We start from the raw sequence: 11266 nt of genomic DNA, 5'->3' as shown, positions 1-11266 counted from the left end.
GGAGTTCGACGTGGCTGCCGTGTGCGACGTCTGTGGCAAGGGACCCGGCTTCGGCAAGTCGGTCTCGCACTCCCACCGGCGTACCAACCGCCGGTGGAACCCGAACATCCAGACTGTGCACGCCAAGATCGGCGTGTCCCAGCGCAAGCGCCTCAACGTGTGCACCTCGTGCATCAAGGCGGGCAAGGTCGTCCGCGGCTGATTCAGGCCGCTCAGGTCCTCGGCCAGAGGACCCGAAACGACGAAATGGCGAGTGCTCCCCGAGCACTCGCCATTTTTGTCACCTCAAGAACTCGGCCAGCGTCGTGCGCAGGGACTCCGGGGCGTTGAGCACGCCGTGGTCCTGACCGGGGATCGACGCGTAACGCGCGTGGGGCACAGCCTCGGCGACGGCGCGGGCCGCGGCGCCCATCCAGGCCTCCCCGTCGCCGCCCGAGAGCACGAGCACCGGCACCGTGATCGCGGCCAACCGGTCGGCCGGCAGCTGAGCACCGGGCCCCGTCACGGCGATGTCGTACGGCAGCGTGTGCGCGTAGCCGACGAACCAGTCCCACACCGGCTGGCCCTTCATAGCCGCCACGCCCGCGGGCGGCACCGCGACGCCCTCGGTCAGGAACAGCTCCACCGCGCCGTCGCGATCACCGTCGGCGAGGAGGGCGGCGAGCCGCTCCGCGAGGTCCTCACCAGGGCGTGGCCGCTGAGCGTCCACGATGTAGGGCGGTTCGTACACGGCCAGCTTCGTGATCGGCAGCCCCCGCGCCGCGGCTTCCAGCGCCAGGATCGCGCCCGACGAGTGGCCGAACACCGCCGCCGCGCCGCCGACCGCGTCGATCACCGCCGCCAGGTCGTCGAGCTCGCGCTCCACCGAATACCCGGGCGCGTCACCGCTCTCACCTCGGCCTCGCCGATCAACGGCAACACCCTGGAACCCCGCCTCGGCCAGCACGGCGGCGAGCGCGGCGACGGTCGTCCGGTCGTTCACGGCACCGCCGACGAGCAGCACCGGCGAACCCCCGCCGTACGTGTCGAAGGCGATCGGGGTGCCGTCGGCGGAAGTGACGGTGGTGGTCATGGCGGTCCTCCTGGGTGTCGTACTCACCTTGGAGGTCGGAGCCGGCCGCCGCGACCGGACAGGCTCAGGGAAGTTTCCACTCCACGGGCGCCGCGCCCTGGTCGGCCAGCAGCTGGTTCGCGCGGCTGAACGGGCGCGAGCCGAAGAAGCCGTTGTGCGCCGAGAGCGGGCTCGGGTGCGCCGACTCGATGCACGGGATCTCGCCCAGCATCGGCTTCAGGTTGCGCGCGTTGCGGCCCCACAGGATCGCGACCATCGGCTCGGAACGGGCCGCGAGCGCCTTGATCGCCTGCTCGGTCACCTGCTCCCAGCCCTTGCCCTGGTGGGAGTTGGACTTGCCGGGCTGCACCGTGAGCGCGCGGTTGAGCAGCAGGATGCCCTGCTCGGCCCACGGCGTGAGGTCGCCGTTGGTCGGCAACGGGTGCCCGAGGTCCTCGGCGTACTCCTTGTAGATGTTCACGAGGCTCTTCGGCAGCGGGCGCACGTCGGGCGCCACCGAGAAGCTCAGGCCGACCGCGTGGCCCGGCGTCGGATACGGGTCCTGGCCCACGATCAGCACCCGCACGTCGTGGAACGGCTGCTTGAACGCGCGCAGCACGTGCTCCCCCGCGGGCAAGTACGTGCGGCCCGCCGCGATTTCCGCGCGGAGGAACTCCCCCATCGCGCTCACCTGCGCAGCCACGGGCTCGAGGGCCTGCGCCCAGCCGGCTTCGACGATCTCGTTCAGCGGTCGTGCGGTCACGGCCCGCGAGCCTAGCCCTGCGCGGGCGACGTCACCGTGGCGGGTCGAGCCGCCGCAGCTCCTCGCGGAACCGCGCGCCACGGCGCACGTACGAGTCGACCACGGTGGCGATCTGCTCGGCGGAGAACGACTTGTTCGGCCGCACCTTCGCCGGCACACCCAGCGCGATCTCGCCAGTGCCCACGTGCGAGTTGTAGGACAGCACCGCGCCCGCGCCGACCATCCCGCCGTCCTCGATCACGGTCCCGTTGAGCACCACCGAACCCGACGCGATGAGGCAGCCGGTGCCGATCGTCGCGCCCTCCACGTGCACGGCGTGGCCGATGGCCGACGACGGCCCGAGGATCGTCGGGTGCTTCTTGGTGCAGTGCAGCACGCAGCCGTCCTGCACGTTGGACCGTTCGCCGATCTCGATGTAGCCGTGGTCACCGCGCAGCACCGTCTGCGGCCACACCGAAGCGCGCGAGCCGATGCGCACGTCGCCGATCACCGTGGCGTCGGGGTGGACGTAGGCGTCCGGGTGGATCGAGGGTTCGAGGTCGCCGAGCGCGTAGATCGCCAAAGCCGTCTCCCGTTGGTCACACGAGGTTCTTGCCGAAACACCGGTTGTCGGGCTCGTCCTGGTACACGCCGAAACCGGGGATTTCCGAGTAGCCCGAGGAACGGTAGAGGGCGAGCGCCTCCGGCTGCGCGGTACCCGTCTCCAGTACGGCTCGCCGCCGTCCTGCGGCAACAGCCGTGCACTCCAGCTCCGCGAGCATGGCGCGCGCGAAACCCTTGCCCCGCGCGGATTCCACGACGTACATCCGCTTCAGCTCCACGTCGCCGGGGCCGAACGCGGGCGCCGGCCCGTCGTGCGCACGCCACGCGCCGGAAGCCACGGGAGTGCCTTCGAAGTAGCCGACGAGGAACAGTCCGCGCGGAGGCGCGAACTGCGAGGGGTCCATCGGCGTCGAGTCTTCGCTGCCGTAGCGGCGCACGTACTCGAGCTGCACTTCCGCCATCAGCTTGGTCGCGTCGGGGTGGTCGTACGCGACGGCTCGGATCTCCACGGGTCACAGCCTAGACAGCACCGCCGGGGCGTCGGTCAGATCGCGGCGTCCTCGATGTCGACTCCCAACAACGCCTGCCCTGCGCCCGTCCACCGCGCCCTCGAGAACGCCACGTGCAGCCGCGCGACATGTACGTCCCGCCAGCACCGCTGAATCACGTCGTCCCGCAGCGCCGCGGACGCGCCGGCCACCTCGAACGCCAGGTCCACGGCCCCGACCGCGCTCTCCATCACGGCCTGCGCGGCCAGGGTGAAGTCCAGGCGCGCCTCGCGCGGCACCTCGGCACCGGCCTCGCCCGCGGCCCAAACCGCACGCGTGGCTTCGAAGAGATACGTCCGCGCGGCCCGCAACGCCGCCTCCGCCCGCGCGACCCGGATCTGCACGTCGGGATCCTCGGCGACGAGCCGCATCTCGCGGACCTTGTGGCGCGACAGCGTGGCCAGCTCGTCGAGCGCCCGGCGCGCGATCCCGAGCGGCACCCCGGCCAGCAGGATGCGGACCACTGTGTAGAACGGCAGCCGGTAATACGTCCCGGCCACCTTCGGCGGCTCGGCCGGCGGCAGCATGGTGTGCTCGGCCGGCACGAACACGTCCTTCACGACGACGTCGTGGCTGCCGCTTCCCCGCAAGCCCGCCGCGTCTTCCCAGGACCGCGTGACTTCCGTTTCGCCCACCGGAAGCACACCCCAGCGCATGGCCGGCCGGCCGCCGGGAAGCAGCCGCGGCCCGTCGGCACCGGCGATCACGAACGCACCGATGAACCCCTCGGCGTGCGGCGATCCGCTGACGTACGAATAGCGCCCGGAAACGCGGAATCCGCCGGGCACCTCCACACCCTGGGCGCTCGGGGCGAACGAAGACGCCCACGGCGCCGCGGCCCGCTCGCCCACCAGCTGGGCCGCGACGGCCGGGTCGAGCCACGCCAGGAACATCGCGCTGTTGCCGGTCAGCACGGCCCACGCCGTGGAACCGTCGGCGTGCGCGAGCGTCTCCCCGACCCGGATGATCGTGACGGCGTCGGCCTCCAACCCACCCAGCTCACGCGGGAGCGCGACGCGGAACAAGCCCGCCGCTTCGAGCGCTTCGACGAGGGGCAACGGCAGTGTGCCGCTGAGCGACGCCTCGCCGGCGTGCTCACGGACCAACGGCGTCAGCGCGGCCGCCGCGTCGACCAGACCGGTTTCGCCGTTTCCGGCAGCATTCTCCACAACCCGACTCCGTCCCACGCGAACCGCCACTTGATCTTGGGAACGGATCGCGGGCGCGAGGGGCTCAGCGGAGTGGCCTACCTCACTGCTGCCAGTGCTCCCAACCGCCGTCGTGGCCGTACTCCTTGCCGTCCACGGTCACGCCGGAGCCCGGCATCGTCACGGCACCGATTCGCCGCCAGCCCTCGGGCAGCTCGTCGAACGGCGGGAACGTGGCCGCCAGCGCGTGGTCTTCGCCGCCGGTGAGCACCCAGCGCAGCGGGTCGGCACCGAGCGCGGTGCCCACTTCCTGCAGCCGCGTGGAGATTTCGAGGTCGGTGGTGTGCACGTCGAGTCCGACGTCCGACGCCTTGGCGATGTGCCCCAGATCGGCGAGCAGCCCGTCGGAGATGTCGATCATCGACGTCGCGCCGGCGAGCGCGGCCCGCGGTCCGGCCGGGTACGGCGGCTCCGGGCAGCGTTGCGCGTTCACGACCCCGACCGGCGAGCGGAACCCTCGCCGCAGCACGGCCAATCCCGCCGCGGCCCAGCCGAGGCGCCCGCAGACGGCGAGCACGTCGCCGGGCCGGGCGCCCGAGCGCGTGACCGGTTCACGATCTTCGAGGTCACCCAACGCGGTGACGCTGATCACGATCTGGTCGGCACTCACCATGTCGCCGCCCGAGACCCCGATGCCGGCGCGGGTCGCCTCGGCCCACATGCCGTTCATGATCTCGGTCACGACCTGCGCGGGAGTGTCCGGCGGACAGGCGAAACCCACGAGCACCGTGGTCGGTTTCGCGCCCATGGCCGCGACGTCCGACAGGTTCACCGCCACGGCCTTGCGCCCCACCTGCTCGGGGCTCGACCAGTCGAGGCGGAAGTGCACGCCCTGGACCAGCACGTCCGTGGTCGCCACCACGCGACCGTCGGGCGCGGCCACCACGGCCGCATCGTCGCCGGGGCCGAGCAGCGTGGTCGCCGGCTGGCGACGTCCGTCGGTGACCGCCTGGATCAGCGCGAACTCGCCCGTCCCGGCCACCGAGCCATCGTTCGGTGACACCGGTCACCTCCTGTTTCTCTTCGTGTGCGAAGCCACGATCACCGACAGTCGGATCCCCTAGGTTTTTCCCGGGGCTGGCGATACCTTGCCTACACCGTTCCTACCTCGACTCCATCGCTACCGACGAAAGGGCACGCCGTGGTCCACGCATACATCCTCATCCAGACCGAGGTCGGCAAGGCGGCCGCGGTGGCGGCGGAGATCTCCGGGGTGCCGGGCGTGACCAGTTCGGAGGATGTCACCGGTCCCTACGACGTGATCGTGCGCGCGACCGCCGAGACCGTCGACCAGCTGGGCCAGCTCGTGGTGGCGAAGGTGCAGAACGTGGAAGGGATCACGCGCACCCTGACCTGCCCGGTGGTCCACCTCTGACGCGTGGTGCACTAACCGCGTGGCAGATTCCGACACCGGCGCACCACCGAGGGTGGTGCTCGTGGTCGCGGCCGTGCTCGTGGTCGCGCTGGCCGTGGTGGTCGCCGTCTTCGCGGTGATCAAGAATTCGGCGCTCAGTGGCGAAGGTGTCGCGAGTGGACCGCTCCCCCTCGTCGCCGTTCCCGCGCCGCAAGCGACCACGCCGGCGTGCACGACGCTCGTCGACGCCCTGCCGGACACGCTCAAGTCCAACGGCCAGGACCTCGCCCGGCGCACGCTCGCGAAGCCCGCACCGATGGCCACCGTCGCCTGGGGTGACGGCGACGCGATCGTGCTGCGCTGCGGCCTCGACCGGCCGGCGGAGCTCACGCCCACCGCGCAGCTGCGCGTGGTCAACGGCGTGCAGTGGCTGCAGGTGACCGAAGACGCCGCGGCCACCTGGTACGTGGTGGACCGCGAGGTCTACGTGGCGCTCACCGTGCCGAACTCGGCCGGGACCGGGCCGCTGCAGTCGGTGTCGGACACCGTCGCGGCGAAGCTGCCGGTCAAACCCTTGAAGTTCTGACCGTCCGGGCGGCGATCTTCTCCAGCGATTCGCCCGTGGTGCGTGGCCCCAGAACGGCGACGTCCACGATCAGCAGCGCCATCGCGACCGCGACCACGGTGAACATCCTGGCCGCGCCCTGCGCTTGCAGCACCGGCAGCAGGATGAACGGCATCGCCGCGGTGGCCAGCCGCGAGAGCGCGTACGCCGAACCCGCGGCCGTGCCGCGCAGCGACGTCGGGAACAGCTCGCCCTGGTAGGTGTGGAAGGCGTTGGAGAACACGTTGCTGGCGGCGGTGTAGCAGAACCCGAAGATCGCGATCGCGACGCCGGCCGTCGAAAAGCCGAACGCGAGCCCGAACACGGCCATCGCCGCGGCGCTCGCGACGATCAGCCACTTGCGCTCGATCCGCTCGATGATCGGGATCGACAGCGCCGAGCCGATCGGGTAACCGAGGAACGTGAGCGCGCTGAAGGTGAGCGAGTTCACGAGGCTGAACCCCTTGGCGGCCAGCACGATCGGCACGAGCGAGCCGAAGCCGTAGTAGCCGAACGACTGCAGCAGCTGGAAGACGTAGAGCATCGTGGTGCGCCGCGCCCACGGTTTGCGCAGCAGCGCCGAGAACCGCACGGGTTCCGGCGCGGCCGGTTCGGGCTCGGGTTCGGCGAGCGGCTGCGGCGCCGAGGCTTCGAGCCGGCGCACGATCTCGTCGGCTTCGGCCTCTCGCCCCTGAGCGGCGAGCCAGCGCGGCGATTCCGGCAGTGTGAACCGCAGGCCCCACACCAAGGCGGCGCCGAGCGCGCCGATCACGAACAGCCAGCGCCAGCCGTCGACGCCCAGCGGCGAATGGCCGGCCAGCGCCCGCGCCAGGAAACCCGCGGCGGGTACGCCGCAGAAGCCGATCGTGTACGCCCACGCGGTGGCGCGGCCACGGGCTTTCGCGGGCAGCAGGTCGGCGAGGTAGGCGTCGGCCACGGGCAGCTCGGCGCCGATGCCGATGCCCGCGATGAAGCGGCAGACCACGAGCATCCACACGTCGGTGCTGAACGCGCCGAGCAACGTGAACACCGAGTACAGCCCGAGCGTGAGCAGGAACGCGCGGCGCCGACCGAGGCGGTCGGCGAGCTTGCCGAGCGCCACCGCACCCACGAAGGCCCCGACGAACGCTGACGCGAGCACGTACTTCAGCGCTTCGGCCGAGACGTCGAACTCGTGCGTGAGCACGGTGCTGATCGTGGCCGCGAGGAAGAGGTCGTAGAGGTCGAAGAACGTCGCCAGACCGACCACGGCGACGAAGTACCGGTGCCGGCGGGTGACCGGGAGCCGGTCGAGCCGGGATGCGATCTGCACGCGCTGCCTCCTGCCCTGGCGGAGGGGTGCCGTGCGCGGGCCACGTCGGCGTCACCCGGTGCCACCGGATGATCACTGTAGTGGGTGAGGCCGTTCGTCGGATCCGGGTGTGTGGCTGTGCCTGTGCCGGTCGGCTCAGCGCAGGCCGGTGCCGCGGGCGATCGCGGTGTCGATGAGGGTCGACAGGAGCGTGCGGTAGTCGACGCCCGTGACCTCCCACATCTTCGGGTAGGCGGACTTCGTGGTGAAGCCGGGCATGGTGTTCACCTCGTTGATCACGAGGTCGCCGGCGTTGGTCACGAAGAAGTCGACGCGGGCCAGGCCCTGGCAGTCGAGCGCGCGGAACGCCTCCACGGCCATGGCGCGCAGGCGGTCGGTGAGGGCGTCGTCGAGCTTGGCCGGGATGTCCAGTTCGGCGTCTTCGCCGAGATACTTGGTTTCGAAGTCGTACCAGGCGTCCGCGCCCTCGGCGAGCACCCGGATCTCCGCCGGCAGCGACGCTTCCACGCGCCCGTCCGGGAACTCCAGCACGCCACACTCGACCTCGCGCCCGATCACCGCGGCCTCCACGAGCACCTTCGGGTCGGTGCGGCGGGCCAGCTCGATGGCAGTGTCCACATCGGACCACTTCGTGACGCGCGAGATCCCTACGGACGAGCCCGCGCGGGAAGGCTTCACGAACACCGGCAGCCCCAAGCGTTCGCGGTCGTCTTGGGCCAAAGTGGACTGTCCACGACGGAGCGCCGCGTAGGTACCTACTGGCAGCCCTTCGGCAGCCAGGAGCTTCTTCGCGTACTCCTTGTCCATCGCGGCCGCACTGGCCAGCACACCCGGGCCGACGTAGGGGAGGTCGGCCATCTCGAGCAGGCCCTGGATGGTGCCGTCTTCGCCGAACGCGCCGTGCAGCACCGGGAAGACCACATCGACGGTGCCCAGTACCTCGGTCGCCTGGCCGGGGTCCACGGTGCGCAGCTCACGGCTGGTCGCATCCCCCGCCAGCACGAGCGCCCGCCCGGACTCGACGGTCGGCAGCTCGCGGCCCTGGATGCTCAGCTCCTTCGGGTCGCCGGTGCCGAGCACCCAGCCACCCTGCGGCGTGATGCCCACCGGCAGCACCTCGTAGCGCTCCGGATCCAGGTTCGCGATCACACTGCCGGCGGACAGGCACGAAATGGTGTGCTCACTGCTACGCCCGCCGAACACGACCGCCACGCGGATCTTCTCAGCACTCATGGTCGCTCACCGTACCGGGTGACCACCACGAACGGCGCGCACCCGGTGTCGCGGGGGGTACCGCCGGTCGGGTGGGGTGGGTGTGATCAGGCAGTTGGGGTGGGTGGGGAGGGTCTCGGCTTTGGTGGTGGGGGCCGTTCGGGGTTGTGCTGAGTGGTTCGGTCGTGCTGCGGGTGGGTGGTGCGGTCACGTGAGGTAGTCGAGGTGCGACGGGGTTGGTTCGTGGTGAGGGCCGTGCGCGAGGGGACCACTCGCGCCGGGCGGACAGGCACCAGGGGACCTCTCGCGACGGTGGCTGTGGTGTCGCAGGACCGCTCGCGCTGGCAATAGCTGCACCCGGGGCCGTTCCTTGGCGGGCAGAGGGGCGGCAGGACGATCCGCGGCGACTGCAGCGCGAGGGGACCGCTCGCGCCCGCGGACGCAGCGCCGATGGACCGGTCACAACGAGCGCAGCGGCGCAAGAGGACCGTCCGCGATCGCCGCGGTAGTACGAGCGGACCGCTCGCCGCGCTGTGGCCGCACGCGAAGGGACCACTCGTGCCAGGCACCCATGCACCAACGAACCCGCCGCGGCGCAGCCGCGCTGCCGCAGGACCAGTCGCCCCGAGGGCTGCGCGCGGTGGGACTGTTTGCAACGCCGGCAGAGCGCCAACGAACCAGTCATGACGAGAACCGCAACGTATGAGAACACTCGCTTTGGCCGCAGTGGCGCGACCGGACCGCTCGCGGCGGCAGACAGAGCGCCGCGGGACCGCTCGCCGCGAAGGCTGCGCGCGATGGGACCGCTCGCAACAAGCCGCCGCGCACCCGCGAGCCACTCGCGTGGCGGCGCGACTGGACCGTTCGCGCAGCCGCCGCAGGAGCGACGGGACCGGTCGCCCGAGGGATGTGCGCGACGGGACCGCTCGCACCAAGCAGCTGCGCACCAACGAGCCACTCGCCGTGGCGGCGCGACCGGACCGTTCGCGACGCAGCCGCGTCGCGGCGGGACCTCTCGCCGCGAAGGCTGCGCGCGATTCGACCAGTCCAGCCAAGCAACCGCGCACCCACGGACCTCTCGCGGCAGTCGCAGCGGCGCCACCGGATCGTTCGAGATGCAGCCACAGCCCGACCGGACCGCTCGCAACCAGGGCTGCGCACGAGGGGACCACTCACACCGAGCAGCCCCGCACCACAAGACCGGTCGCGACAAGACCCCCGGCACGAACGGACCGTTCGCACCAACCCCAGCACAAACCAGCCCCACCCCAACCCAGCCTCAGCGAAGCAACCCCACCAAAGCCGGCAACGCACTCACCAACGCCTCCCGCGAACACCCCGCATACCCCAACGCCACCCCGTGCACAGTCGGCGTGCCCGCGAAGTGGCGGGCCAGCCCGTCCAGCCGGATCCCCTGCAGTTCCGCCGCAGCGAGGCACCGAACCTCCCGCTCAGCCGAAGCGAACGGCACCACCAGATGCGCACCCGCGTCGTCACCGAGGATCGGGATCGCCGCCGACGTGAGGGCGGCCGAGAGAAGCGATCGCCGTTCCGCCAGTTCGCGACGGAGTTTGCGCAGGTGGCGGCCCAGGTCGCCGTGGCGGGCGAGTTCGACGAGGACGCGCTGGCCGGCCGGGGAGGGGCGGGTGCCGGTGAGGTCGCGGTAGGCCAGGACGGCGGAGGCGACCGACGGGGGCGCCACGAGCCAGCCGGCGCCGAGGGTCGGGGTGAGGATCTTGCTGGTGGTGCCGAGGTGGACGACGACGTCGGGCGCCAGTGCGGCCAGCATGGGCAGCGGGGCGACGTCGAAGCGGAGCTCGCCGTCGTAGTCGTCTTCGATGACGAGCATGCCGTCGGCGCGGGCGCGTTCGACGAGTTCGACGCGGCGGGCCGCGCTCATGCGGCTGCCCATCGGGTATTGGTGCGCCGGCGAGCAATAGACGGCCCGTGCGCCGGGCGGGATGGCGTCCGGGCGCAGGCCCTCTTCGTCGACGGGCACGCCCACCACCGTGAGCCCCGCGCTGCGGAACGCCTGCACGGCCCGCTGGTACCCCGGCTCCTCGAACGCCACGACCGCGCCGCGCCGCAGCACCGCGGCGGCCAGCTCCACGACGGCCGCGGTGGTGCCGCCCGTGGCCAGGACCGAGCCGGCGGCCAGGCCGCGGTGGCGCAACAGGTGTTCCGAAACGGTGGCGCGGTACTCGGGCAGCCCGGCGCGGTGCGCGCGGATCAACGGCTCGGGATCGGCCGCCGCCCGCCACGCGCGGCGCCACGCGGCGCGGTCCAGACCCGCGGCCCACGGCGTGCCCGGCGTGAGGTCGAGCAGCGGCGCCGCCTCGGTTTCGGCCACGGGGGGTCCCGCCGGGGACACGGAGGCGGCCGCGCGCGTCGGCGGCGTGGTCACGTAGGTGCCCGAGCCGTGGCGCCCGGCGATCCAGCCTTCGGCGTGCAGCTGCTCGTACGCGGCCGACGTGACGGTGCGCGAAACCCCGAGCCGCTCGGCCAGCGCGCGCGTGGACGGCAACCGGTCGCCGCCGCGCAGGTGCCCGCTCGCGGCGGCCTCGCGCAGAGCGTCGGCCAGCTGCACGGCCAGCGGCGTGCTCGCGTCGCGGTCGAGGCTCACCGGAAGCGCGGTGTCGGCGTAGGACACAAAACCCCCAACAGAGAAAGT

General features: G+C 71.8%; 12 protein-coding genes. 3 read left to right on the top strand and 9 right to left on the bottom strand.

The annotated features are described in order from the left end of the window. Window positions 1-10 precede the first annotated feature (10 nt). On the top strand, window positions 11-202 hold the full coding sequence (gene rpmB / locus VSH64_RS46840) for a 50S ribosomal protein L28 (protein ID WP_091623274.1): 192 nt from the start codon (window positions 11-13) through the stop codon (window positions 200-202). Between the two features lie 78 nt (window positions 203-280). Here rpmB and VSH64_RS46835 read toward each other — a convergent pair whose 3' ends face one another. From VSH64_RS46835 to VSH64_RS46810, 6 genes are all read right to left on the bottom strand, one after another. Next, window positions 281-1072 carry an alpha/beta fold hydrolase gene (locus VSH64_RS46835; RefSeq protein WP_326569182.1) on the bottom strand — a complete coding sequence of 264 codons (792 nt, stop codon included), beginning with the start codon at window positions 1070-1072 and terminating at the stop codon, window positions 281-283. Window positions 1073-1136: 64 nt separating this feature from the next. Continuing rightward, on the bottom strand, window positions 1137-1814 hold the full coding sequence (locus VSH64_RS46830) for a uracil-DNA glycosylase (RefSeq protein ID WP_326569181.1): 678 nt from the start codon (window positions 1812-1814) through the stop codon (window positions 1137-1139). 31 nt (window positions 1815-1845) lie between these two features. Continuing rightward, window positions 1846-2376 carry a gamma carbonic anhydrase family protein gene (locus VSH64_RS46825; RefSeq protein WP_326569180.1) on the bottom strand — a complete coding sequence of 177 codons (531 nt, stop codon included), beginning with the start codon at window positions 2374-2376 and terminating at the stop codon, window positions 1846-1848. Window positions 2377-2392: 16 nt separating this feature from the next. Next, a complete protein-coding gene (locus VSH64_RS46820; RefSeq protein WP_326569179.1) occupies window positions 2393-2866 on the bottom strand; it encodes a GNAT family N-acetyltransferase in 474 nt (157 codons plus the stop codon). A 35-nt stretch (window positions 2867-2901) separates the two neighbouring features. After that, a complete protein-coding gene (locus tag VSH64_RS46815; RefSeq protein ID WP_326569178.1) occupies window positions 2902-4074 on the bottom strand; it encodes an acyl-CoA dehydrogenase family protein in 1173 nt (390 codons plus the stop codon). Between the two features lie 82 nt (window positions 4075-4156). Next, window positions 4157-5116: a thiamine-phosphate kinase gene (locus VSH64_RS46810; RefSeq protein WP_326569177.1), complete on the bottom strand. Its 960-nt coding sequence runs from the start codon at window positions 5114-5116 to the stop codon at window positions 4157-4159. 138 nt (window positions 5117-5254) lie between these two features. On the opposite strand from VSH64_RS46810, the gene VSH64_RS46805 reads away from it, so the two are divergent. Both VSH64_RS46805 and VSH64_RS46800 read left to right on the top strand, forming a co-directional pair. Beyond that, complete coding sequence (locus VSH64_RS46805; protein ID WP_220237647.1) at window positions 5255-5488, top strand: Lrp/AsnC family transcriptional regulator; 234 nt, start codon at window positions 5255-5257, stop codon at window positions 5486-5488. A 19-nt stretch (window positions 5489-5507) separates the two neighbouring features. Then, window positions 5508-6053 (top strand): DUF3515 domain-containing protein, encoded by a 546-nt coding sequence (locus tag VSH64_RS46800; RefSeq protein WP_326569176.1) that lies wholly within the window; start codon window positions 5508-5510, stop codon window positions 6051-6053. On the opposite strand, the gene VSH64_RS46795 is transcribed toward VSH64_RS46800, so the two are convergent. The 3 genes from VSH64_RS46795 to pdxR form a co-directional block, all read right to left on the bottom strand. Then, entirely contained in the window at window positions 6034-7383 is a 1350-nt protein-coding gene (locus tag VSH64_RS46795; RefSeq protein WP_326569175.1) for an MFS transporter, read from the bottom strand. The two genes, VSH64_RS46800 and VSH64_RS46795, sit on opposite strands and share 20 nt — an antisense overlap. A 135-nt stretch (window positions 7384-7518) precedes the next feature. After that, on the bottom strand, window positions 7519-8616 hold the full coding sequence (locus VSH64_RS46790; protein WP_326569174.1) for a D-alanine--D-alanine ligase family protein: 1098 nt from the start codon (window positions 8614-8616) through the stop codon (window positions 7519-7521). Window positions 8617-9874: 1258 nt separating this feature from the next. Further along, the gene (pdxR, locus tag VSH64_RS46785; protein ID WP_326569173.1) at window positions 9875-11245 is read right to left on the bottom strand and encodes a MocR-like pyridoxine biosynthesis transcription factor PdxR; all 1371 of its coding nucleotides are present in this window, start codon (window positions 11243-11245) and stop codon (window positions 9875-9877) included. Window positions 11246-11266 lie beyond the last annotated feature (21 nt).

This window comes from Amycolatopsis rhabdoformis, assembly GCF_035918295.1.
Lineage (GTDB): Bacteria > Actinomycetota > Actinomycetes > Mycobacteriales > Pseudonocardiaceae > Amycolatopsis > Amycolatopsis rhabdoformis.
This window is presented reverse-complemented; position numbering and strand designations above follow the sequence as displayed.

Excerpts from the sequence above, each read along its gene's own strand:
- VSH64_RS46790 (WP_326569174.1), bottom strand. The coding sequence starts at position 8,616 with ATGAGTGCTGAGAAGATCCGCGTGGCGGTCGTGTTCGGCGGGCGTAGC.
- VSH64_RS46835 (WP_326569182.1), bottom strand. The coding sequence starts at position 1,072 with ATGACCACCACCGTCACTTCCGCCGACGGCACCCCGATCGCCTTCGAC.